At 65.0% G+C, this 23254-nt stretch carries 25 protein-coding genes and 1 pseudogene; 15 read left to right on the top strand and 11 right to left on the bottom strand.

Annotated elements, in window-relative coordinates; genetic code table 11:
- The first annotated feature begins 64 nt into the window (after positions 1–64).
- The 4 genes from QAZ22_RS23705 (at position 65) to QAZ22_RS23690 (ending at position 4939) form a co-directional block, all read left to right on the top strand.
- On the top strand, positions 65–2260 hold the full coding sequence (locus tag QAZ22_RS23705; RefSeq protein WP_278203153.1) for an RNA degradosome polyphosphate kinase: 2196 nt from the start codon (positions 65–67) through the stop codon (positions 2258–2260).
- Positions 2257–3792: an exopolyphosphatase gene (gene ppx / locus QAZ22_RS23700; protein ID WP_278203152.1), complete on the top strand. Its 1536-nt coding sequence runs from the start codon at positions 2257–2259 to the stop codon at positions 3790–3792. Before QAZ22_RS23705 ends, ppx begins: the two co-directional genes overlap by 4 nt.
- A 77-nt stretch (positions 3793–3869) precedes the next feature.
- Complete coding sequence (locus QAZ22_RS23695) at positions 3870–4124, top strand: hypothetical protein (protein WP_278203151.1); 255 nt, start codon at positions 3870–3872, stop codon at positions 4122–4124.
- The gene (locus QAZ22_RS23690) at positions 4121–4939 is read left to right on the top strand and encodes a serine hydrolase (protein ID WP_278203150.1); all 819 of its coding nucleotides are present in this window, start codon (positions 4121–4123) and stop codon (positions 4937–4939) included. Before QAZ22_RS23695 ends, QAZ22_RS23690 begins: the two co-directional genes overlap by 4 nt.
- A gap of 22 nt (positions 4940–4961) precedes the next feature.
- On the opposite strand, the gene QAZ22_RS23685 is transcribed toward QAZ22_RS23690, so the two are convergent.
- The 4 genes from QAZ22_RS23685 to QAZ22_RS23670 all read right to left on the bottom strand — a co-directional run bounded on the left by QAZ22_RS23685 (position 4962) and on the right by QAZ22_RS23670 (position 8934).
- A complete protein-coding gene (locus QAZ22_RS23685) occupies positions 4962–5384 on the bottom strand; it encodes a DoxX family protein (RefSeq protein ID WP_278203149.1) in 423 nt (140 codons plus the stop codon).
- A 201-nt stretch (positions 5385–5585) separates the two neighbouring features.
- A complete protein-coding gene (locus tag QAZ22_RS23680) occupies positions 5586–6008 on the bottom strand; it encodes a DoxX family protein (RefSeq protein ID WP_278203148.1) in 423 nt (140 codons plus the stop codon).
- 457 nt (positions 6009–6465) lie between these two features.
- Positions 6466–7863, bottom strand: coding sequence for a class II fumarate hydratase (fumC, locus tag QAZ22_RS23675; RefSeq protein WP_278203147.1), 1398 nt, complete (start codon positions 7861–7863; stop codon positions 6466–6468).
- Positions 7864–8205: 342 nt separating this feature from the next.
- Entirely contained in the window at positions 8206–8934 is a 729-nt protein-coding gene (locus tag QAZ22_RS23670) for an NIPSNAP family protein (protein WP_278207923.1), read from the bottom strand.
- Between the two features lie 148 nt (positions 8935–9082).
- Between QAZ22_RS23670 and QAZ22_RS23665 the strand changes: the two genes are divergently transcribed.
- Positions 9083–9628 carry a TetR/AcrR family transcriptional regulator gene (locus QAZ22_RS23665; protein ID WP_278203146.1) on the top strand — a complete coding sequence of 182 codons (546 nt, stop codon included), beginning with the start codon at positions 9083–9085 and terminating at the stop codon, positions 9626–9628.
- 228 nt (positions 9629–9856) lie between these two features.
- Here the strand turns inward: QAZ22_RS23665 and QAZ22_RS23660 are convergent, their stop codons facing one another.
- Positions 9857–10450: a hypothetical protein gene (locus QAZ22_RS23660; protein WP_278203145.1), complete on the bottom strand. Its 594-nt coding sequence runs from the start codon at positions 10448–10450 to the stop codon at positions 9857–9859.
- Positions 10451–10614: 164 nt separating this feature from the next.
- Here QAZ22_RS23660 and QAZ22_RS23655 point away from each other — a divergent pair, with 164 nt between their 5' ends.
- Positions 10615–11739: a metallophosphoesterase gene (locus QAZ22_RS23655; RefSeq protein ID WP_278207922.1), complete on the top strand. Its 1125-nt coding sequence runs from the start codon at positions 10615–10617 to the stop codon at positions 11737–11739.
- Between the two features lie 49 nt (positions 11740–11788).
- On the opposite strand, the gene QAZ22_RS23650 is transcribed toward QAZ22_RS23655, so the two are convergent.
- Entirely contained in the window at positions 11789–11968 is a 180-nt protein-coding gene (locus tag QAZ22_RS23650; protein ID WP_278075833.1) for a CsbD family protein, read from the bottom strand.
- A gap of 223 nt (positions 11969–12191) precedes the next feature.
- Here QAZ22_RS23650 and QAZ22_RS23645 point away from each other — a divergent pair, with 223 nt between their 5' ends.
- The 6 genes and pseudogenes from QAZ22_RS23645 (at position 12192) to QAZ22_RS23620 (ending at position 16349) form a co-directional block, all read left to right on the top strand.
- On the top strand, positions 12192–12851 hold the full coding sequence (locus QAZ22_RS23645) for a glutathione S-transferase family protein (RefSeq protein ID WP_278203144.1): 660 nt from the start codon (positions 12192–12194) through the stop codon (positions 12849–12851).
- A gap of 113 nt (positions 12852–12964) precedes the next feature.
- Entirely contained in the window at positions 12965–13720 is a 756-nt protein-coding gene (locus QAZ22_RS23640; RefSeq protein ID WP_278203143.1) for an SDR family NAD(P)-dependent oxidoreductase, read from the top strand.
- Between the two features lie 86 nt (positions 13721–13806).
- Positions 13807–14139 (top strand): metalloregulator ArsR/SmtB family transcription factor, encoded by a 333-nt coding sequence (locus QAZ22_RS23635; RefSeq protein WP_278203142.1) that lies wholly within the window; start codon positions 13807–13809, stop codon positions 14137–14139.
- Complete coding sequence (locus tag QAZ22_RS23630) at positions 14139–14942, top strand: SRPBCC domain-containing protein (RefSeq protein ID WP_278203141.1); 804 nt, start codon at positions 14139–14141, stop codon at positions 14940–14942. The genes QAZ22_RS23635 and QAZ22_RS23630 overlap by 1 nt, the downstream gene beginning before the upstream one ends.
- A gap of 197 nt (positions 14943–15139) precedes the next feature.
- Positions 15140–15478: pseudogene (locus tag QAZ22_RS23625) on the top strand (YkgJ family cysteine cluster protein); the annotation flags it as partial.
- A 259-nt stretch (positions 15479–15737) separates the two neighbouring features.
- Positions 15738–16349, top strand: coding sequence for a LysE family translocator (locus QAZ22_RS23620; protein ID WP_278203140.1), 612 nt, complete (start codon positions 15738–15740; stop codon positions 16347–16349).
- 1 nt (position 16350) lies between these two features.
- On the opposite strand, the gene QAZ22_RS23615 is transcribed toward QAZ22_RS23620, so the two are convergent.
- The gene (locus QAZ22_RS23615) at positions 16351–17370 is read right to left on the bottom strand and encodes an AraC family transcriptional regulator (protein ID WP_278203139.1); all 1020 of its coding nucleotides are present in this window, start codon (positions 17368–17370) and stop codon (positions 16351–16353) included.
- Positions 17371–17661: 291 nt separating this feature from the next.
- On the opposite strand from QAZ22_RS23615, the gene QAZ22_RS23610 reads away from it, so the two are divergent.
- On the top strand, positions 17662–18087 hold the full coding sequence (locus QAZ22_RS23610; RefSeq protein ID WP_278203138.1) for a GFA family protein: 426 nt from the start codon (positions 17662–17664) through the stop codon (positions 18085–18087).
- Positions 18088–18144: 57 nt separating this feature from the next.
- Complete coding sequence (locus QAZ22_RS23605) at positions 18145–18660, top strand: OsmC family protein (RefSeq protein WP_278203137.1); 516 nt, start codon at positions 18145–18147, stop codon at positions 18658–18660.
- Between the two features lie 76 nt (positions 18661–18736).
- Here QAZ22_RS23605 and QAZ22_RS23600 read toward each other — a convergent pair whose 3' ends face one another.
- Genes QAZ22_RS23600 through QAZ22_RS23590 form a run of 3 tightly spaced genes read right to left on the bottom strand, consistent with a single transcriptional unit; the run spans position 18737 to position 20610 of the window.
- On the bottom strand, positions 18737–19123 hold the full coding sequence (locus QAZ22_RS23600) for a nuclear transport factor 2 family protein (RefSeq protein ID WP_278203136.1): 387 nt from the start codon (positions 19121–19123) through the stop codon (positions 18737–18739).
- 19 nt (positions 19124–19142) lie between these two features.
- A complete protein-coding gene (locus QAZ22_RS23595; RefSeq protein ID WP_278203135.1) occupies positions 19143–19577 on the bottom strand; it encodes an OsmC family protein in 435 nt (144 codons plus the stop codon).
- A 22-nt stretch (positions 19578–19599) separates the two neighbouring features.
- The gene (locus QAZ22_RS23590) at positions 19600–20610 is read right to left on the bottom strand and encodes an NAD(P)-dependent alcohol dehydrogenase (RefSeq protein ID WP_278203134.1); all 1011 of its coding nucleotides are present in this window, start codon (positions 20608–20610) and stop codon (positions 19600–19602) included.
- Between the two features lie 108 nt (positions 20611–20718).
- On the opposite strand from QAZ22_RS23590, the gene QAZ22_RS23585 reads away from it, so the two are divergent.
- A complete protein-coding gene (locus QAZ22_RS23585; RefSeq protein ID WP_278203133.1) occupies positions 20719–21336 on the top strand; it encodes a TetR/AcrR family transcriptional regulator in 618 nt (205 codons plus the stop codon).
- 250 nt (positions 21337–21586) lie between these two features.
- On the opposite strand, the gene groL is transcribed toward QAZ22_RS23585, so the two are convergent.
- Entirely contained in the window at positions 21587–23239 is a 1653-nt protein-coding gene (gene groL, locus QAZ22_RS23580) for a chaperonin GroEL (RefSeq protein ID WP_278075846.1), read from the bottom strand.
- Positions 23240–23254: the final 15 nt, after the last annotated feature.

Raw genomic sequence — 23254 nt, 5'->3', positions numbered from 1 at the left:
GAGCGTCGGTCACGCGTCCGGCGGTGTATGGCGCTCCAAAAGGGACGGTTGCGGGCAAGGAACCATGAATGAACTGAAACCGGTACAGAGCGAATTCGTCACCGTCGAGGCGGCAAGCCCCGACGGCGGGAATCCCGACCGTTTCGTCAACCGCGAGTTCTCCTGGCTGCAGTTCAACCGGCGCGTGCTGGAGGAATCGCTGAACGAGCACCATCCGCTGCTCGAGCGCGTCCGCTTCCTGTCGATCTCGGCCGCCAATCTTGATGAGTTCTTCATGGTCCGCGTCGCCGGTCTCGCCGGCCAGGTGCGCGAGGGCATTGTGCTGAAGAGTCCGGACGGCCGCACGCCCGAGCAGCAGCTCGAGCAGCTGCTGCGCGAGGTCGAGCGACTGCAGGAAGACCAGCAGAAGAGCCTGTCGACCTTGATGGAGCTGCTCAACAAGGAAGGCATCGAGAGCATCACCCGCGACGCGCTCAGCAAGGACGAGAAGGCCTGGCTGGAAGAACATTTCCAGGAACAGGTCTTCCCGGTGCTGACCCCGCTGTCCATCGACCCGGCGCATCCGTTCCCGTTCATCCCCAATCTCGGTTTCTCGATGGCGCTGCAGTTGCGCCACCGCAAGAATGGCGAGGAGATGAGCGCGCTGCTGCGCTTGCCGGTGGCGCTGCGGCGCTTCATCCGTCTGCCCGACCGCAAGCACCACGTGCGCTTCATCCCGCTCGAGGAAGCGGTCGGCATCTATATCTCCAAGCTGTTCCCCGGCTATGAGGTCAAGGGCTCCGGCACGTTCCGCATCATTCGCGACAGCGATATCGAGGTCGAGGAAGAGTCGGAGGATCTCGTGCGCCTGTTCGAGACGGCGTTGAAACGCCGTCGTCGCGGGTCCGTGATCCGCATCGAATTCGACACGCTGATGCCGGCCGAGTTGCGCGACTTCGTCGCCGGCGAACTCGGCGTTTCGGCAAGCCGCATCAGCGTCTTGACCGGTCCGCTGGCGCTCAACCAGATCTCCGAGATCGTCGCCATCCCGCGTGACGATCTCAAATTCACGCCCTACAATCCGCGTTTTCCCGAGCGCATCCGCGAGCATGGCGGCGACTGCCTGGCCGCTATCCGCGAGAAGGACATCATCGTCCACCACCCCTACGAATCCTTCGACGTGGTGGTGCAGTTCCTGCGCCAGGCGGCGGCCGATCCGGAAGTGGTGGCGATCAAGCAGACGCTCTACCGTACCTCGAACGACAGCCCGATCGTGCGCGCGCTGATCGACGCGGCCGAGGCCGGCAAGTCGGTGACGGCGCTTGTCGAGCTCAAGGCGCGCTTCGACGAGGAGGCCAACATCCGCTGGGCGCGCGACCTCGAGCGCGCCGGCGTCCAGGTCGTCTTCGGCTTCCTGGAGTTGAAGACCCACGCCAAGATGTCGCTCATCGTGCGCCGCGAGGACGGCAGGTTGCGCAACTACGTGCATCTCGGCACCGGCAACTATCATCCGGTCACGGCGCGCATCTACACCGACCTGTCCTTCTTCACCACCGATCCGACGATCGCGCGCGACGTCGCGCAGATCTTCAACTTCATAACCGGCTATGCCGAGCCGGCCGAAGAGATGCGCCTTGCCGTGTCGCCCTTCACGCTGCGCAACCGAATCCTGAGACACATCTCCGATGAGATCGTCCATGCGCGCGAGGGCCGGCCGGCCCGCATCTGGATGAAGATGAACGCGCTGGTCGACCCGATCGTCATTGACGCGCTCTATGACGCCAGCCGCTCCGGCGTCGAGGTCGACCTCGTCGTGCGCGGCATCTGCTGCCTGCGGCCGCAGGTGCCGGGCCTGTCCGAGAACATCAGGGTGAAGTCGATCGTCGGCCGCTTCCTGGAGCACAGCCGCATCTTCTGCTTCGGCAACGGCCACGGCCTGCCATCCGACGAAGCGATCGTCTACATCTCGTCCGCCGACATGATGCCGCGCAATCTCGACCGCCGCGTCGAAACCCTGGTGCCGATCACCAATCCAACTGTGCATGAACAGGTGCTTGGCCAGATCATGCTCGGCAACGTCATGGACAACCAGCAAAGTTTCGACGTATTGGCTGACGGCACCTCCCGGCGCGTCGTGCTGGAGGAGGGCGAGGAACCGTTCAACGCGCAGGAATATTTCATGACCAATCCGAGCCTCTCCGGACGGGGTGACGCGCTGAAATCGCATGCGCCCAGGCGCATCGCCCAGTTCAAGCGCCGCAAGAAGAACGCCGCCGCGTGATTTCAGTCTCCCAGGGCCGGCTCCAGGACCGGCGGCCGCTGTCGATCATCGACATCGGCTCGAACTCGATCCGCCTCGTCGTCTACGAAGGGCTGGCGCGCTCGCCGACACTTTTGTTCAACGAAAAGATGCTGGCCGGCCTCGGCCGCGGCATCGTTTCGACGGGCAAGCTCGATCCCGAGGCGGTGACGCGCTCCATGGAGGAGTTCCGCCGTTTTCGCGCGCTTTCGGATCAGGCCGGCGCCGAGCACATGTATGTGCTGGCAACAGCGGCGGCGCGCGAGGCGATCAACGGCCCGGATTTCATCCACCGCGCCGAGGACGTGCTCAAGACCGAGATCCGCGTGCTTTCCGGCCGCCAGGAGGCGCATTATTCGGCGCTCGGCATCATATCCGGCTTCCACCCGGCCAACGGCATCGCCGGCGACCTTGGCGGCGGCAGCCTTGAGCTCATCGACATCAATGGCGAAACGATCGGCGACGGCATCACGCTGCCGCTCGGCGGCCTGCGCCTGCAGGACATGGCCAAGAACTCGCTCGTCCAGGCGCAGAAGATCGCGCGCCAGGAACTGGCGCGGGCGAAGTTGCTCAAGGGCGGGCAGGGCAGGGTCTTCTATGCCGTCGGCGGCACCTGGCGAAACCTCGCCCGGCTGCATATGGAGATGAGCAACTATCCGCTCGGCGTTATGCATCATTACGAGATAGCCGCCGACAGTGCCCAGAACTTCCTCAGGCAGGTGGCCAAGGGCGAGGTCGAGAAGGTCAGGGGCATCGAGGGTGTCTCCAAGAACCGCCGCTCGCTTCTGCCTTACGGCGCCGTCGTGCTGCAGGAGATCATGGCGGCGATGCAGCCCTCCAAGATCGTCGTCTCGGCACAGGGCGTGCGCGAGGGCTTCCTCTATTCGCTGCTCGACGCGGCCGAGCAGAAGGCCGATCCGCTGATCTCGGCGGCCGAAGAGCTGGCAGTGCTGCGTTCGCGTTCGGTCCATCACGCGCATGACCTCGTCGAATGGACCGGCAAGGCCTTCAAGGCCTTCGGCATCGACGAGACTGTGGACGAGGCGCGCTATCGCCATGCCGCCTGCCTGCTTGCCGATATCGGCTGGCGCGCGCATCCCGAATATCGCGGCAGGCAGTCTCTCAACATCATCGCGCACGCCTCCTTCATCGGCGTCGACCACCCCGGCCGCGCCTATCTGGCTTTAGCCAGCGCCTATCGCCATGACGGCGTCTTCAACGATGGAATCGCCCCGGAGATCAAGGCGCTGGCGCCGCCGCGCATGCTCGAGCGCGCCCGCGTGCTGGCAGCGATGATGCGCGTCATCTATCTGCTGACGGCGGCAATGCCGGGCGTGATGCCCCGGCTGAAATGGGAGAGCCGCGGCAACGGCGCGCTGGCGCTCGTGCTGCCGGCTTCGCTTGCCGACCTCTATGGCGAGCGCCCGGCCGGCCGGCTGGCGCAGCTCGCGCGCATCACCAACCGTCGCCTGGTGCTGGCGGTCGAAGGCGGTCCGAGCATGTCGGTAAAATAGGGCGTCTCGATCGTATGAGGCGCGCTGAATCGGGTGGGATTTCGTGAGGGTGAAGCAAAACGCGGAGCGAAAAACCCATGGCCATCGCAAAATCGTCCCCGACCCGGTCCGGATCCGCCGCGGCCGAATCTCTCGGCTTCGATCCGGCGATCCACCGCAAGCTGCTTGCCGGCGTTGAGTCCGGCCTGCTGCATGACCTGCATATCGTTCTCGCTGCCCGCTCCGAAAGGGTGTTCCTGGAGCACTATGCGGAGGGCAACGATCAGGAATGGGGGCGCCCTCTCGGGCATGTCACCTTCGACGCCGGCACGCTCATGATCTGCGCTCGGTGACCAAGAGCATCGTCAGCCTGCTCTACGGCATCGCGCTCGACAAAGGACTGGTGCCGCCGCCCGAGGCGCCGCTTTTCGCGCAGTTTCCTGAATATGCCGATCTCGCCGCCGATCCGGCCCGCGTCAGGATCACCATAGGCCATGCGCTGACGATGACGCTCGGCATGGAGTGGGACGAAAACCGCCCCTACAGCGATCCGCTGAACAGCGAGATCGCCATGGAGAACGCACCCGACCGCTATCGCTTCATCCTCGATCGGCCGATCGTCGCCGAAGCTGGAAGCCGCTGGATCTATTCCGGCGGCTGCGTTGCGCTGGTCGGCGCGATCATCGAGCGCGGCAGCGGCCAAACCTTGCCGGACTTCGCCCGCGAAGCGCTCTTTCGCCCGCTCGGCATCGACCGGTTCCACTGGTCGGCCGGTGACGACGGCGTCGCCTCCGCCGCTTCAGGGCTCAGGCTGACCGCGCCCGACCTCTTGAAAATCGGCATGCTGCTTCTTCGCAACGGCCTTTGGGACGGAAAGAGGGTCATCTCGAAAGATTGGATCGAGGCATCTTTCACGTCGGCAACCTCGACGCCCGACGGCCTCGGTTACGGCCGGCTGTGGTTCATTGGCGACGCGCCGGCGCCGGCATTTTCCGTGCCGAAGCCGTGGCGTGGCGGCTTCGGTAATGGCGGCCAGCGGCTCTGGCTGATGCCCGAGGCGGACATTGCGGCGGTGATCTATGCCGGGAAATACAACGCCTGGGACGCCTGGGTGACGCCGACTCGCGTCTGGCGCGAGATAATTTTGGCCAATTTCCTGCGCGCCTGAGCGGCTGTTGACGTTAAAATCCTCAGGTTACCTCGGCGCCGATACCGAAGCCGCGCCCGTCCGCCGACCATGCGCCCGCGCCGGCCATGGCGAGCGCCAGGAACCCTCCGGCAATCGCGACGTCCTTCATCAGCATCTGCTGGTGCAGGAAGGCGAGCGTCGCGTCGTCGGCGCCCTGGCCGTAATGGCCGATGAAGCCGGCGACGATGCAGAAGGCGGCAAGCAGAAGTGCTGCGATCCGCGTCTGGAAGCCGATCAGGATCAGCAATCCGGCGATCAGCTCGAACAGGCCGGTGCCCCAGGCGGCTAAAGTCGGCAGCGGCAGGCCGAGGCCGGCGAAATAGCTCGTCGTGCCGGCGATGTTGGTGAGCGCCTGGAAGCCGGAAGGCACGAAAAGCCCGGCAAGCAGGAGCCGCGAGATGAGAAGCAGTGCGTTGCGGGGCATTTGCCACCTCCCTTGCCGGCGTCATGCCGGCTGCGGGCGCAGTCTACGCCTGCACTGGAGAACGAAAAGGCGGCGCGGAAAATTCCGCGCCGCCCTCATTTTCAGGCTTGGGAGGGCCAAGCAATTCCAGGAAAAGTGTGAAGCGGTTAGGCGCGGCGACTTCGCCGTCGCCTTCCGTTCACAATTGCGTCAAGCAAACCTTCAGCCGCGCTTGGCGTCGATCGAATAGGCGCCGGCGCCCGAGGAGGCGAGCAGGATGAAGCCGCCGGTGATGGCGAGGTTCTTGAGGAACTGAATCATCTGCATCTGGTCGGCCCAGCCTGTGTGAGCGACCAGCCCGGTGGCGATCGTGAAGATGGCGAGCACCCAGGCGGCGACGCGGGTCTGGAAGCCAACGAGGATGGCAAGCCCGCCGAGCAGTTCGATCAGGCCGACGACAACGGCCGTCACGGTCGGCAAAGGCAGGCCGAGGGCACCGAAGTAGCCGGCAGTGCCGGAAATGGCGGTCAGCTTGCCGAAGCCGGAAAGCAGGAAGATGACGGCGAGCAGGATGCGGCCGAGCAGGATCGTGACGGAACTGTTGGACGCGGTGCCGGTGCCGGCGGTAGAAGTGTTGATGGACATGGCGAGTCTCCGAGCGGGGTTGAATGCCCAGTCAGATAGACGATGGAGACTGTTCACCAAAGACGCTTATGCGGCGACACATCGTTCACAGATTTGATATTCTAGGGTTTTGCGGCTGACGCGAAATTCATGTCGGCGGATCGCGTGCGGGGAGCAAATTATGCTGCCGCCAAATGGCTATGCTAGGTGTCAGAGGTTTGGCTCAGCAGTCGCAGGCTTCGGAGATTGGCCGAGACGCCCCCCACTTCATCATCCTCGGGCGGAGCAAGGAGCGGAGCGACGCGGCGCAGACCCGAGGATCCATGCCGTGACATTCAAGCGTTGCGGGGGTGCAGAATTCTGCTCCGCTGCGCCCTTTGGTTGAGGTAACGGCATGGATTCCAGGTCTCCGCGACGGAGCTTCGCTCCTGCTTCGCCCTGGAATGACGACCTCGTAGGCCTTCCCGCGCCGCAAAAGCTACCCCGGATGCGTCATATCCTCGGGCCGCACCAGCCGGTCGTAGTCGGCTTCGCTGACCAGCCCGGTGGCGAGAGCCTCCTCGCGTAGCGTGGTGCCGTTCTTGTGCGCGGTCTTGGCGATCTTGGCGGCGTTGTCGTAGCCGATGCTGGGGGCGAGCGCCGTCACCAGCATCAGCGAGCGCTCGAGCGCCGCCTTGATGTTGTCTTCCCGCGCCTCGATGCCGACCACGCAATTGTCGGTGAAGGACACGCAAGCGTCGGCGAGCAGCTGCACCGACTGCAGGAAGTTGTAGGCCATCAGCGGGTTGTAGACGTTGAGCTCGAAATGGCCCTGGCTGCCGGCGAAGGCCAACGCCGCATTGTTGCCGAATACCTGCACGCAGACCTGCGTCAGCGCCTCGCACTGGGTCGGGTTCACCTTGCCCGGCATAATCGAGGAGCCCGGCTCGTTTTCCGGCAGCGAGAGCTCGCCCAGGCCCGAACGCGGGCCTGAACCGAGCAGGCGGATATCGTTTGCAATCTTGAACAGCGCGGCGGCGGCCGCGTTGATCGCGCCATGCGAGAACACCATGGAATCGTGCGCCGCGAGCGCCTCGAACTTGTTCGGCGCGGTGACGAAGGCGATGCCGGTGATCGACGCGATCCGGTCGGCGATCTTCTCCGCGAAGCCGACCGGCGCGTTGAGGCCGGTACCGACGGCGGTGCCGCCCTGCGCCAGCTCCTGCAGGCCGGGCAGCGTCTGCTCGATGCGCTTGATCGACGAGGAGACCTGCGCGGCATAGCCCGAGAATTCCTGGCCGAGGGTGAGCGGCGTGGCGTCCTGCGTGTGGGTGCGGCCGATCTTGATGATATGGTTGAAGGCGCGGGCCTTGGCGTCGAGCGCCTTGTGCAGGTGGTGGAGCGCCGGGATCAGATGATGCGCGACCCGCTCGGCGCAGGCGATGTGCATGGCCGTCGGGTAGGTGTCGTTCGACGACTGGCTTATATTGACGTGGTCGTTCGGATGTACCGGCTTTTTGGAACCCATGACGCCGCCGAGCATCTCGATAGCCCGGTTCGAGATCACCTCGTTGGCGTTCATGTTGGACTGCGTGCCGGAACCCGTCTGCCAGACCACCAGCGGGAAATGGTCGTCGAGCTTGCCGTCGATGACCTCCTGCGCGGCGTCCACGATCGCCTTGCCGATGGCCGGATCGAGCCGCTTCATCTCCATGTTCACCTCGGCCGCCGCGCGCTTGACGATGCCGAGCGCGCGCACGATGGAGGCGGGCTGCTTTTCCCAGCCGATCTTGAAGTTGCCCAGAGAACGCTGCGCCTGCGCGCCCCAATAGCGGTCGGCCGCTACCTCGATGGGACCGAACGTGTCGGTTTCGGTTCTGGTCTTTTCAGCGCTCACGGGAAATCTCCTGTCGATTTGCGCAAGGGCGTATCGCGTTGCACAAATGGCATCAAGCGGAGATTGAAGGTGAGCGAGGTGCAAATCGGTTGAAGGAGCGCGCCTCTTCCTTCTCCCCTTGCGGGAGAAGGTGGATCGGCGCGATAGCGCCGAGACGGATGAGGGGTGTTCCAGCGGAGTGAGACGCTGGCGTTCCCTGGAGCACCCCTCATCCGACCTCGCTTCGCGAGGCCACCTTCTCCCACAAGGGGAGAAGGAAGAAGCTCTCTAGCCGCCGTCGATCGTGCCTCCTTCCAATCAGGGGAAAAAACTGCACCATTAAAGCCTGGGATGAAACAACCACTAGCGCAGCAGGGAACGTGATGTCGGTGAAAGCCGCAGGATTTCCGTGCGGACCAGATCGGACGAAGCGAGGTTGCTTCGACTTCCGGCTTGTGCCGCATCGTCGTAGAAACCGGCGACGATGATGAAGACATTTTCGCCGGCTCGCACCGGCAGGCGCGGAAACGTGTTTTCGGCATGCTCGCTGACGAAGGCGCCGAGCAGCCGAGCGCCATTTGCCGTGAGCTGCGGAACCGCCTCCGTCCGGAAACGTTCCGCGAAGCTGGCCTCGGTGCCCGGGCGCAAATGATGAATCGAAATCTCAACAATTCCGGCTAATCCGGCATCCTGGCTTGGTTTTCCGGTTTCGCTCACGCTCGGTCGCTTCGACCTCGACAGGTCGAAGCCCGCACTCGGCCATGCAGATTTCAGCAGCAGCACGTCGTCGGAATCGATCATCGTCGCGTTGGCGGCGTCGCGATGCTTGGCCCAGACCGGGCCGTCGTAGAAGGCGGTGAGCGCGTTCTTCCTCGCCTCCATGTCCGCGAAGCCGCGCAGCCAGACGAACATGTCGGGGCGGTCGAGGTCGCGGAACTGGCCGATGATAGTCATGCCGGTCGCCTCCTGCGTCTCGACGAACTCCCGGTCGAACAGCGCGATCAGCGTTTCGCGCTGGCCGGGCTTCAGCGTGTATTGGCGGAGCTCGACGACCGGCGATGCAAGGCGAGGGGCATTTCGAGCGAGATTCATCGTCGACTCCAAAACAGGGTGATTGTCCTGTTTGACAAAACAAACCGGTTGTCCTGTTTTGTCAATCTGATATCTTGCTGGGATGTCACGAGAGATTGCAGCGCCGTCGCGATCGCGGCGCAAGAAGCGCACCAACGATCCCGAAGGCATGCGCCGCCGCGTGCTCGACGTGGCGGAAGACTCCTTCCAAGCGCGCGGCTACCACGCCTCGAGCCTTGGCGACCTGATGGCCGCGGCTGGTGTCACCGGCGGCGCGCTGCACCATCATTTCCCAACCAAGAAGGCGCTGGCGCTGGCGGTGATCGAGGAACGCGTGGCGGCGGCGGTTCAGGAAACCTGGATCGATCCGGTGCGGGCGGCGCCGTCGGCGCTCGAAGGAGTTCGCGCAGTGTTTGAAGCGGTAGCGGCCGAGCTCGAACGGCAGGGCTATGTGCGCGGCTGCCCGCTCAACAACTTGGCGCACGAGCTGTCGCTCGCCGACGCCGATTTCCGTCTGGCGCTGGCCGACATCTTCGCCGGCTGGCGGCAGGCGATCGCCGACAAGGTGCGGGACGATCAGAAGATTGGCGGGACCGATCCCGACCGCTTCGCGGCGCTCACCATCGCGGCTTACTCCGGCGCTATGTCGATGGCCAAGACGGCGCAGGATGCAGGGGTGTTGCGGGAGTGTTTGGAGGGGCTGGCGCGGCTCTGACGGTACATCGCGGACGCCCCGTTCCTTCGCGCCCCCCTCTGTCCTGCCGGACATCTCCCCCACAAGGAGGGAGATCAGATGTCGCGCCGCTTTCGCTAGTTGTCGACGTTGAAAGAAGGGCGCGGCGCCGAAGCTGCCAATCTCCCCCCAAGTGGGGGAGATGTCCGGCAGGACAGAGGGGGGCGCTGTCCCGCCAGCGTAGCCGTATTCTACCTCGCGCCTTGCGCCTCACTCCTTCAGCGGCTTGATCGTCTCGAATCCCACCTCGCTCTCAGCGCTCGTCCCTTCGTCATAGCGCCGCGCCAGCACTGCCCGAAGATCCGGCGAATAGAGCGCGGTGAAGCTGTCGACCACCGCGCCGGAATCGCCGGTGATCGTCTCGTTCACCGCCAGCACGTTGTATTTGCAGTCGCCGAGCTTGTAGGTTTCCTTGCCCTTGACGTTTAGCGCCAGCATTTCCGTGCCCTTCGGCGTCTTCTTCGCCGAGAGCCGCACGAACTCGGTCTTGCTCTTGGCGCCGGCCTTCAGCGGAAACAGCTTCTTGATGTCGCCGAGCGGGATCATCGACAGCCGCCCCGTATCGCTGTCGCGAAAGACCTCGATCAGCCCGGCATAGAGAAACTGCGTCTGCGGCGATTGCGACTGGTAGTCGTTGACGACCGCGACCATGCCGCCCGGCGCCGGCCGGAACTCGCTGCGGATGCCGGGTTTCTCCAGCACGAAGCCGGCCTTGGCCGATTTGGGATCGATGCAGTCGGCTGCTTTGGCGGAACTGGCCAGCGCCAGCATGGCAAACACGAAACCGATCGTGATGGTCTTCATGGCGTCCTCCTCTGCCCGCCCTGGCTGCCTCCTGAAGCAATGGCAGACAGCGGCCGCCCTGTCGACCTAGGAGCGTTTGATGCCCTCGCATGAAACGTCTCCAGGGGCAAAACCAGAGGGCAAAACTGGACGAAGCGTGATCGGCGATGTTCAATCGTGTGACGATGAATCGCCGCTTGCCAGCAACCACCTCGCGCCGCGCTTTCCTGGTGGGAGGCCTCGCCGTGGCCGCCAGCTTGCCGCGCGCGGCTTTCGCCCAGACCGGCCGGCGCATTCAGCCGATCGGCGCAACCTTCCTGTTCATCGCCGACATCCATGCCTGCCGCATGGCGCGCAAGCTGAGCCCCAATTGCGAGCAGGAAGGCAAGACCGATGCCGCGCTGCTGCGCAATGTGGCGGCGCTGAACGCAATCGAGGACAAAGAGTGGCCGGTCGAGATCAGCGGCGCTGTCACCGGCCTGCATTCGGCAGGCAGGCGCATCGGCACGCCGCTCGGCCTCGTCACCGGCGGCGACATCACCGACGACGGCGGCGGCCAGATCACCCAGCCGAGCGAGGGCACCCAACTCCTGCAGTTCAGCCAGCGCTACCAGCAAGGCGTCGGGCCGGACCGCGTCCATATTCCCGTCTATGTCGGGCTCGGCAACCACGATCTCGACCAGAATGGACCGAAGCGCCATGTCGACTGGTACCGTCGCGAGATGCGCGACTATGTCGAGGTCAATCATCGCCCCGGCGTCTTCTTCAAGCCGCCGGTGCCGGCGACGAACTACGACGTCGACACCGACTGCTATTCCTGGGACTGGGGCGGCCTGCACCTCGTCCAGACGCATCGCTTCGCCGGCGATACCGGCCATGGCGCGCTGAGCAGCCTGCCCTGGCTGAAGCAGGATCTGGCGACCTATGCCGGCGACGGCCGCCCGGTGATCCTGTTCCAGCATTACGGCTGGGACCCCTTCTCAATCGAGCGCTGGGATCCGGCAAAACGCGCCTATGACGACGACGGCATCGGCCGCCCGCATTGGTGGGGCGAGGCCGACCGCCAGGCGCTGGTCGGCGTGCTGAAAGGCTACAATGTGATTGCCATCTTCCACGGCCATCAGCACGAGGTGCCGATGATCTACCGGCGCGACGGGCTGGACCTCATCAAGCCGAAGGCCGCCTATATGGGCGGCTTCGCGCTGGCGCGGGTGACCGATGACAACCTCGATGTCGTGCTGGGCGAGGCGGCCGGCGACCATGGCGAGGTCGTCTTCACCAATGCGTTCTCCAAGCAGTTCGAGGCATGAAGCAATCCGAGGCATGAAAAAGGCCGCCTGAAGGCGGCCTTTTTCGGGATCAGAGCGCCTTGCGGACCTTGTCCTTCACGTCGCCATAGGCCTTGCGCACCTTGCCGGCGATCTTTTCCGACACGCCTTCCACCTGCATGCGCCGGTTGCCCGTGGCCTTGCCGGCCGCCTGCTTGACCGAGCCCTTCACTTGCTTGGCAACCCCGACGACCTGATCCCTGTTCACCATATCCGCATCTCCTGGGCCTGGAATGGAGATGGATGCGAAGGCCGCATCCGACACGACAACGAACCGACAACGTTCGGGTTCCGCCGGCCTGCCGGCTCGCGGCAAGGACTTTCGGCGGGAAGCCTAAGCTATTTCTTGTTTACGCAATTGCGGGCGGAAAACCGTTTCACACTTTTTCTGGAATTGCTCTAGCTTGACGCCGCAATCGGCATCAGGAGACACCGTGGCTGAGTTCACCCTATACATCGGCAACAAGTGCTTTTCGTCCTGGTCGCTCAGGCCCTGGGTGGCGATGCGGCACCTGGAAATACCCTTCGAGGAGAGCTTCGTGCGGCTGCGTACGCCGGAGACCGCGGCCAATCTCGCCAAGGTCTCGCCGACTGGCCTGGTTCCGGTCTTGAATCACAACGGCAGGATCGTCTGGGAAACCCTTGCCATACTTGAATATCTGGCTGACCTCTTTCCGGAGAAAAAGCTGTGGCCGGACGATCTCGGCGCCCGTGCCTTGGCGCGCTCGGTGGCGACCGAGATGCATTCCGGCTTCCGCGAGGTCCGCTATGGCTGGCCGATGAATCTGCGCCGGCCGAAGGCCCATAAGCCGCTGGATGCCGAGGGCGAGGCGCAGCGCGCGCGCATCGAGGCAATCTGGCGGCAGTGCCGCGAGCAACACGGCCAGGGCGGCCCGTTCCTGTTCGGCCATTTCACCGCGGCCGATGCCATGTATGCGCCCATCGTCACCCGCTTCGACACCTATGGCGGGGAGCTTGCACCCGTCACCCGCGCCCATGTCGACGCGGTTCTGGCGACGCCGGCGATGCGGCATTGGTATGCGGAGGCCGCCAGGGAGCCCTGGCCCGAACCAGGGCCTCATGAGCAGGATTAGCTCTCAGCGGGCGGCGGTTTCGCCGCAATTCGCGTCAACTGCTCTGATGGCGGGACTTCAAGAACCTCCGGCACGGCCTATGTGAAGGGTCGGGCGGCTTCCGGAGATTTCACATGACATCTTCTAACTCCTCACTCGCCGGCAAGGTCGCGCTGGTCACCGGTGCCTCATCCGGCATCGGCGAAGCGACCGCCGCCGCACTTGCCGCCGCCGGCGCGAAGGTGGCCGTCGCCGCCCGCCGCATCGATCGCCTGGCGACGCTGGCCAGCCGCATCGACAAAGCCGGTGGCACCGCGCTCGCCATCGCAGCCGACATCGCCAAGGGCGGCGACGTCACCGCCATGGTCGACAAGGTCGTTTCCGAATGGGGCCGGCTCGACATCCTGGTCAACAACGCCGGCGTCATGCTGCTCGCGCCCGCGGCCGAGGCCGATCTCGACGACTGGCGCCGCATGATCGAGCTCAATCTGATCGGCCTGATGGCGACCACCAAGGCGGCGCTGCCGCATCTCAAGGCTGCCAAGGGCCACATCGTCAACGTTTCGTCGGTGGCCGGCCGCGTCGCCAACCCTGGCGCCAGCGGCTATGCGGCGACCAAGTTCGGCGTCGTCGCCTTTTCGGAGTCGTTGCGCCGCGAGGTCTATGCCGACAAGGTGCGCGTCACCGTCATCGAGCCCGGCCTTGTGCGCACCGAGCTCGCCGACCACATCACCAACGAGGAATTCAAGGCCGGACTCGAGCACCGCCTTGCCACCATGGAAGCGCTGACCGCCGAGGATATCGCCAATGCCATCCTCTACGCCGTCAGCCAGCCGCCGCACGTCAACATCAACGAGATCCTGATCCGTCCGACCGACCAAGAGCGCTGAATTGCCTCGAGCGCGGATGGCACCCGCCAAGAAGAATTGACCGGTCCCGCAATTCGGCTTAATACGTAACCAAATGGATACGCATCATGCAAGCTGAGCAGGACCGTTCCGTTTTCCGCGCCATCGCCGATCCGACACGGCGCGCCATCCTGGACCGGTTGCGTCAGGGGCCGGCGCCGGTCAACGAGCTGGCTTCCGCCTTCTCGCAAAGCCGGCCGGCCATTTCCAAGCATCTGAGGATCCTGCGCGAGCTCAACGTCGTCTCCGAGCAACGGCAGGGGCGCGAGCGTGTCTACCGGCTGGAGCCGGCCGAACTGAAGGATGTCGCCGACTGGATCCTGCCTTACCGCGATTTCTGGCAGCACAGCCTCGGCAATCTGAAATCCTATCTGGAGAGCGCCAATCAGGAGGAAGACTGATGGCGAGCAATGACAGTCCGCGCGCGATCGCCGATATCTCCGCCGGCACCATCCTTGCCACGGTGACGATCGCCGTGCCGCCCGAGCGCGTCTTTCGCGCCATCACCGCCAAGGACCAGATCCCGCTCTGGTGGGGCGCCGACGACATGTACCGGACGACGAAACACACGGCCGATGTCCGGCCTGGCGGCGCCTGGCGCTCGGAAGGCAAGGGCGCAGACGGCCAGGATTTCCATGTCGGCGGCGAATATATCGAGGTCGTCGGCGGCGAATATATCGAGGTCGAGCCGCCGCACCGCCTGGTGATGACCTGGATAGCGCCGTGGGACGGCGACAACGTCACGACCGTGACTTACACGCTGGAGCCGGTGGAAAACGGCACCCGGCTGACGCTTCGCCATGACGGCTTCGGCCCGCGCCACGAGTCCTGCCGCGACCATGGTTCCGGCTGGGAACGCGTGCTGGGCTGGCTCGGCGATTTTCTGTCCAAGGAGACCGGTGCCAAGCCGCCGTCGGTCTTTCACTGCCGGATGATCCCGCCGCGGCCGGATTTCGCCTTCACCATGACGGAGGAAGAAAGGGCGCTGATGAACGCGCATGCCGACTATCTGCGCGGCCAGCTTCGCGCCGGCACGATGATGCTGGCCGGACCTGTCGCCGATCCCGCCGGGCCCTGGGGTCTGCTGATCCTGCGCGTCGGCAGCGAGGCCGAGGCCAGAGCGGTGACCGACGGCGACCCGACGGTGCGTTCGGGCCGCGGCTTCCGCTATGAGATCCTGCCGATGATGAGCACGATCATGTGAGGCCGAAAGCGAAAACGCCTCTCGCGCTTTTCACGGCGCGGGAGGCGTCTTTGTCGTCAGCCTTTCTCGATTGGTCGTGAACTGCTAACGACAGGCCCAAAACCCGCAGCCGGCGAAAAGGTTCCCGGCAAAATAAAAAAATCTTGTTCGGTCGGCGTGGGCGCGTTTCCGGGCTCTGTGCTAAAGGCACTGCCCACATGAGGATCGCCTTGCCGCACGACCATTCCTTCCTGAGCCTGGCCGACGCATCTGCCGCCTTCGACTGCCAGAGCTGCGGCGCCTGCTGCGCCTATTCTGCCGACTGGCCGCGCTTCTCCACCGAGGAGGATGCGGAACTCGACCGCATCCCCGAAGCGCTCGTCGCTGCCGATCAGTCCGGCATGCGCTGCGAGGGCCGCCGCTGTGCCGCGCTTGGCGGCGAGGTGGGCAGGGGGACGGCCTGCGCGATCTACGAAGTCCGCCCGCATGTCTGCCGCGCCTGCATGCCCGGCGGCGACGACTGCCTGATGGCAAGGGAGATGTATGGGCTGGCGGTCGAACTGCCAATCTCCCCCCTTGTGGGGGAGATGCCCGGCAGGGCAGAGGGGGGCGCTGTCCCGCCGGCGTCTCAACTGAGCTTCCGTCGCACACCGGAGTAGATTTTCGGCCAAGAGGGCAGAGGTAGCGATCCTTCGCGCCCCCCTCTGGCCTGCCGGCCATCTCCCCCACTTGGGGGGAGATTACTTTCTCGCGCCCGCTTGCCCAGCTTCACACCTCCCGGTACCTTGCCGCGCGGGCAGGGCCGTGGAGGAAACCGTGAGCATCGAATTCCTGTTGACGTCGCTGATTATCGTCGCTTCGCCCGGCACCGGCGTTCTCTACACGCTGAGCGCCGGCCTCTCGCGCGGCGCGCGCGCCTCGATCATCGCCGCCTTCGCCTGCACGCTGGGCATCGTTCCGCATATGGCGGCCGCCGTCACCGGCCTTGCCGCGGTGCTGCACACCAGCGCCGTCGCCTTCGAGACGCTGAAATATCTCGGCGTCGCCTATCTGCTCTACATGGCCTGGAACACGCTGAAGGAGAAAGGCGGCTTGAGCGTCGACGAGAACGTCGCCCCGCGCTCCGCCGCCAGGATCATCACCTCCGGCATCTTGATCAACATCCTCAACCCGAAACTGTCGATCTTCTTCTTTGCCTTCCTGCCGCAATTCGTCAGCACCGGCGAGCCGCACGCGCTCGGCAAGATGCTGGAGCTCTCCGGCGTCTTCATGCTGATGACTTTCGTCGTCTTCGCGATCTACGGCGTGTTCGCCGCCTCGGTGCGCAGCCACATCGTGTCGCGGCCGATGGTGCTGACCTGGATGCGCCGCACCTTCGCCGGCGCCTTCGTCATGCTCGGCGCCAAGCTGGCGCTGGCCGATCGCTAGCTCAATCTGCGCCCCCGATTTCGGAAGCCTCGTCGCTTCCGGAGCCAGGCGCGGGCCGGACGCCAAGGCGCCAGGCCGAGGGCGGGACGCCGATCATCTTCTTGAAGGCACGGCTGAACGCCGCCTCGGATTCGTAGCCGATGTCCGCGGCGATGCTCGCGACGTTGCTGTTGCCGGCGCTGAGCAGCTCAGAGGCGATCTGCATGCGCCATTTGGCGAGATAGTGCATCGGCGGCATGCCGACGAGCCTGGTGAAGCGTTCGGCGAGCACTGTGCGCGACAGCGCGGCTTCCCGTGCCAGCGCCTCCACCGTCCAGTTATGCTCCGGGCGGTCGTGGATCAGCGCCAGCGCCTTGCTCAGATGTGGATCGCGCAGCCCCGCCAGCCAGCCGGTCTGCTGCGGCGGCAGCGCTTCCACGTAGCGGCGCAAGACGTCGACGAACATCAGCTCGCTGAGCTTGGTCAGCACCGTCTCGCTGCCCGCCCGCTTTTCCGCGACCTCCGATACGGCGAGCTTGATGAACTGGCCGAGCCAGCCGCCATCGCCCTTCACGTCCCCGGCCTTGATGACCGGCGGCAGCGCTTCGAGCAGCGGATTGAAGGGCAGGGCGTCGCAAGCGAGATAGCCGCACACCAGCCGGGCCGACAACGATCCGTCCTTGACGAAGTTGATGGGGAACGGCGTCTGGCTGGCGGCCGCGATCTCCAGCACATCCGCGGTCGGCGGATCGGCCCGAAGGTCGGGCGTGCTCGACATGATATGCGGATCGCTGTTGGTGAAGACCACCACCTCGCCGGCCTCCACGGCAATAGCCTCCCGGCCGATGATGCGGGCAAAGCAGCGGCCGGCGGTTAGCAGGTGATAGGAGATCAGGTGGTCTGCACCGGGCAGGATCCTCGGCAATATCGCGGCGGGAGCGGGCGAGCAGACCGCCCATGGGTCCTGAGCCTCGATGTCGAAGAACGTCGCGCCGGTGAGGCGCACCGTTTTCAACAGGTCAGACAGAGCGTCCCCGGCCATTCCACCCAAGTCCCGCTAGAGCAATTCCAGGAAAAGTGTGAGCGGTTTTCCGTCCGGAATTGCGTCAAAACGAGAAGATAGAGCGGTTCGCCGTTTCCGTGAAACGGTGAAACGCTCTAGCCGCGCGGCAACCCGGCGCGGCATCCCTTTCGAGTTCCGGACGCGCTGTCAAGTGAGGCGGACGCCGCGTCATTCCGCTCATGGCCGGAAGCTTTAAACCCCTGCCGGTGCCGAGCTTCGTCCCCGAACCGGGCGCTCGAGCGCAATCGAACTCAAGGAAGGATGTAAGTCATGACGGTACATAAGGGCGGGTGTTTTTGCGGCGCCGTGGAAATCGAAGTGCACGGAACTGCCGAGGCGATGGGCTATTGCCACTGCAGTTCCTGTCGTTCGTGGTCGGCGTCTCCCGTGAACGCCTTCACGCTGTGGAAGCCGCAGAACGTCAAGGTCACCAGGGGCGCGGAGTTCCTGTCCGGCTTCAGGAAGTCGAAGATGAGCGAGCGCCAGTTCTGCACCAAATGCGGCGGCCATCTGATGACGGATCACCCGCCGCTCGGCCTGGTCGACGTCTATGCTGCCACGATACCGACGGTGGCATTCACGCCGGGCGTCCATGTCAACTACGCCGAGACGGTCCTGCCGATGAAGGACGGCCTGCCGAAGCTGAAGGATTTTCCGGCCGAGCTCGGCGGGTCCGGCGTGAGCGTGCCGGAGTAGGTCCCGGACGATGACGCACGACCTCCACGAACCAAAGTCAACGACAGGAGAATACGCATGGACATCGCGACATTTCGCGCCACGCAGGAGCCGATCAAGGATCTTTATCGCAAGGATGCCCGGGCGGCGCTTCTCACGCTGAAGGCCAAGGGCAGCGCCGACGACTCCAGGGTCACCTGCAAGGTCGAGACCGGCCGTGGTCTCGCGTTGGCAGGCATCCATCCGAAGGCCGGCGGCAGCGGGCAGGAGCTTTGTTCCGGCGACATGCTCTTGGAGGCGCTGATCGCCTGCGCCGGCGTCTCGATGCGGGCTGCCGCCGCCGTGCTGGAGATTCCGATCAAGTCGGCCGAGATCTCGGCCGAGGGCGATGTCGACCTTCGCGGCACGCTGGGCGTCACCGAGGGCGTGCCGGTCGGCTTCAAGGAGATCCGCCTGCGCTTCGACATCGAGACGGACGCTCCGCAAAACCGGCTGACCCAGCTGATGGAGCTCACCGACCGCTACTGCGTGATCTTCCAGACGATCCAGCGCAGCCCCAAGACCTTCGTGAAGCTCAACAGGATCGCGAGGTAAAGCGAGTTGCCCGGAATCCTGACCTTGGCGGGGGGATTCCGGGCCGGGGCCTGAGCGCGGCTTTCCACGCCGGGCCCTATCCCTTCACATAGCCCATCGCCTCGACGATGCGACCGTCCGCGACGCGCATCAGGTTGACGCCGCGCAGCGAGTTGCCGTCGGACATCCAGAAACGCCAGCGGATCGTCGCCCGGTCGCCGGCAACGAAGGTTTCTTCGATATCGAAGCGCGTGCCCGGTGCGGTGGCGATCGCCGACCACAGCTCGACGCAGGCAGCCCTGCCGGTCCGGCGGGCGCCGTCCGGCGCCGGCGTCGTGTTCTCGATCACGCAGTCATCCGCCACCAGTTCGGCCAGCGCGGACGGGTCGTGACGTTGGAAGACGTCGTTGTAGCGCCGCATGATCTCGGCCGTTTCGGCAGAGCGCTTGGCCGTGGCGACGTCGAGGATCAATTCCTGTGTCACTGGATATTCTCCTTCCATTTCAGCTATCTATGAGGCTCACCTTGAGCGTGATCGCAGCGACGCCGGCCAGCGCCCGCGAGACGAGGCAGGTCGCCTTGGCGGCTTGCGCGAGCCGCTCGAATTCCTCCTCGGTCAGCCCGGCGACGCTCGCCTCGGTCTCCAGTTCGATGCGGGTGATGGTCGGCCCGGCCGTCGTGGCGCCGAGATGCACTTTTGCGATCGTGCGGATGCGCGCGGGGGTGTAGCCCTCGCGGCCGAGGATGGCGCTCAACGCCATCGAGAAGCAGCCGGCATGCGCTGCCGCGATCAGCTCCTCCGGATTGGTGCCCGGACCATTCTCGAAACGAGACGGGAAGGAATAGGCGCCTTCGAACACGCCGCTGCCCAGCCACAGCCGGCCGGATCCCTCCTTGAGTGTGCCTTGCCATTCGGCCGAAGCGTCGCGGATCGTCATTGCTGTTCTCCTCTCTGGTTGGTCAGGCGCCGTCGATGACGACCTTGCCGAAGACGTCGCCCTGCTGGAAATGGTGGTAGGCCTCGCGCGCCTCGGCGAAGGGGAAGATCCTGTCGATGACGGGCTTCAGCCGATGCGTGGCGACGGCGGCGAGCATCGTCTCGAGAGCGCTGCGGCTGCCGACGAAGACCCGACTGAAGGTAACCAGACTGCGCTGGTAGACGGAGCCTGGAATCTCGACCGACTTCCCGTTGTGGTTCTGCACGGTGAGCAGCACGATGCGTCCGTAAAGGGAGCTCGCGATCAGCGATTGCGCGAAGGTCGCCGGGCCGCCGGTCTCGACGACGAGGTCGATGCCGCCGGTCGCCGCGCGCAGTGCCATGCCCCAATCAGGCGTTTCGGCCGTCGCGATGACGAGGTCGGCGCCGAGCGCCCGCAGCCTGTCGGTCTTCTCGGCGCGCGAGGTGACCGCCGCCACGCGGCAGCCCATGAGTTTGGCGAACTGCACCGCGAACACTGCGACGCCGCCCGAGCCGATGACGAGAACCCATTGTCCGGGCTTCGGAATCTCGGCGCCGGTCAGCGCGCTCCAGGCGGTCAAGCCGGCGCAGGTGAAGGTGGCACCCTCCTGCCATGAGAGATGGTCGGGCAGTCGCACTGCCCATTGCTCGTCGAGCAGGGCGTATTCCGAGAGCATGCCGTCCAGCGTGCAGCCGAGCTGGTCGACGACGCCCGGATGCATGCGGCCGTCGACCCAGCGCGCGAAATAGCTGCCGGTGACGCGGTCGCCGACCGCAAAGCGTGTGACGCCGTCGCCGATCGCCGTCACCTCGCCGGCGCCGTCGCTCAGCGGAACGATGCCGGGCCGCGGCGTCAGCGGATAGATGCCGTTGAGGATCATCGTGTCGCGGCGGTTGAGCGAGGTGGCGCGCACCCGTACGACGATCTGATGCGGCCCCGGCTGTGGCATCGCCTCTTCGTGCATCACCAGTTTGTCGATGCCGCCTTGCCCCTCCAGTCGATATGTTTGCATTTTCGCCTCCGGTATGTAGACCGATTTACATATTATGTAGACCGATTGTCATATTCTCGGCAAGACTTATAATGCGCACTCCTGACAGAGGTTGACATTGAGGTTGATGTGGCGACGGACACACGCACCCGCATGATCGAGGCGACGGCGCTGCTCATCAGGCAGCGCGGCTATCACGGCACCTCGCTCAACGACATTTTGAGCGCCAGCGGCGCCCCCCGCGGCTCGCTCTATTTCCATTTCCCGGGCGGCAAGGACCAATTGGTGATCGAGGTGACGCGCGCCAGCGTCGCCGATGTGACCGACCGGCTGGGCGCGGCGCTGTCGGAGGAAAGCGATCCCGCCGTTGCCGTCCATCACATCTATCAGTCGGTCGCGCGCATGCTGGAGGACAACGAGTTCTCGCTCGGCTGTCCGGTCGCGCCCGTCGTGCTCGACGCGCCGAACGATGTTCCGGACCTGGCCGAGATCTGCAGATCGGCCTTCGAGCAGTGGATCGGACTGCTGCGCCAGGCCTTCGTCAGGGCAGGGGTGCCGGAGCGGCGGGCGCAGGCGCTGGCGCTGCTCGTCGAATCCTCGCTCGAGGGCCTGATGGTGATCGCCCGCGCCACCCGCGACCGCACGCCGGTCTCGACGGTTGCGGACGAGGTCGCTGCGCTGGTTGAAGCCGCAGTGCTGGCCGGTAAGGTCGCGCAGCGCGCAGACGCTGCTGATCTCCCCCCTTGAGGGGGAGATGTCGGCGAGGCCGACAGAGGGGGACGGTCCGACCGGGCTCGACACAGGTTGGCGCTTCACGCGCGGCGACCCCCTCTGGCCTGCCGGCCATCTCCCCCTCAAGTGGGGAGATTGGCTGTCGCGCAAGCTTTCGCCAATCGCCGCAGTACGAAGGTGTTGCCCTCCTTTTAAGACTGGTTGCAACTGCCAAACAAAAAGGGCGCCTCTCGGCGCCCTTTCCGTATCAGCTTGGCAGCCTGGATTAGAAATCCATGCCGCCCATGCCACCCATGCCGCCGCCAGGCATGCCGCCCGGCATACCGCCGGCGGCTTCCTTCTTCGGGGCCTCGGCGATCATGGCTTCGGTGGTGACGAGCAGGCCGGCGACCGAGGCCGCGTCCTGGAGAGCGGTGCGCACGACCTTGACCGGGTCGACGATGCCCATGGCGATCATGTCGCCATACTCGCCGGTCTGGGCGTTGAAGCCGAAGGTGCCGCCCTTGTTCTCGAGGATCTTGCCAGCGACGATCGAGGCTTCGGCACCGGCGTTGGCCGCGATCTGGCGGGCCGGAGCCTGCAGCGCGCGACGAACGATGTTGATGCCGGCCTCCTGGTCGGCATTGGCGCCGGTAGCCTTGAGGTTGCCCGAGGCGCGCAGCAGCGCGACGCCGCCGCCGGCGACGATGCCTTCTTCCACGGCCGCGCGGGTCGCGTTCAGAGCGTCATCAACGCGGTCCTTCTTTTCCTTGACCTCGACCTCGGTCGCGCCGCCGACGCGGATCACCGCGACGCCGCCAGCGAGCTTGGCAAGGCGCTCCTGCAGCTTTTCCTTGTCGTAGTCCGAGGTGGTCTCCTCGATCTGCTGCTTGATCTGGGCGACGCGACCCTGGATCTCGGCCTTCTTGCCGGCGCCGTCGACGATGGTGGTGTTCTCCTTGGAGATTGACACCTTCTTGGCGCGGCCGAGCATGTTGAGGCCGACATTCTCGAGCTTGATGCCGAGGTCTTCCGAGATGACCTGGCCACCGGTGAGGATGGCGATGTCTTCCAGCATGGCCTTGCGGCGGTCACCGAAGCCCGGAGCCTTGACGGCGGCGATCTTCAGGCCGCCGCGCAGCTTGTTGACGACCAGCGTGGCCAGAGCCTCGCCTTCGACATCTTCCGAGATGATGAGCAGCGGCTTCGAGGTCTGAACGACGGCTTCCAGGACCGGCAGCATGGCCTGCAGGTTGGAGAGCTTCTTCTCGTGCAGCAGGATGTAGGCGTCTTCCAGATCGGCGACCATCTTGTCGGCGTTGGTGACGAAGTAGGGCGAGAGGTAGCCGCGGTCGAACTGCATGCCTTCGACGACTTCCAGCTCGGTGTCGGCGGTCTTGGCTTCCTCGACGGTGATGACGCCTTCGTTGCCGACCTTCTGCATCGCTTCCGCGATCATCTTGCCGACCGACTCGTCGCCATTGGCCGAGATCGTGCCGACCTGGGCGACTTCCTCGGAGGTCTTGATCTTCTTGGAGGCCTTGCCGAGGGCGGTGACGACTTCACCGACGGCGAGGTCGATGCCGCGCTTCAGGTCCATCGGGTTCATGCCGGCGGCAACAGCCTTGTTGCCTTCCTGGACGATGGCCTGGGCGAGAACGGTCGCGGTGGTCGTGCCGTCGCCGGCGATGTCGTTGGTCTTCGAGGCGACCTCGCGCACCATCTGCGCGCCCATGTTCTCGAACTTGTCCTCGAGCTCGATCTCCTTGGCGACGGTGACGCCGTCCTTGGTGATGCGCGGGGCGCCGAACGACTTGTCGATGACGACGTTGCGGCCCTTCGGGCCGAGGGTCACCTTCACCGCGTCGGCGAGGATGTTGACGCCGCGCAGCATGCGCTCACGGGCATCGCGGGAGAATTTTACGTCTTTTGCAGCCATAGTTAGCTCCTGACA

It is taken from the genome of Mesorhizobium sp. WSM4906 (genome assembly GCF_029674625.1).
GTDB lineage: Bacteria > Pseudomonadota > Alphaproteobacteria > Rhizobiales > Rhizobiaceae > Mesorhizobium.
This window is presented reverse-complemented; position numbering and strand designations above follow the sequence as displayed.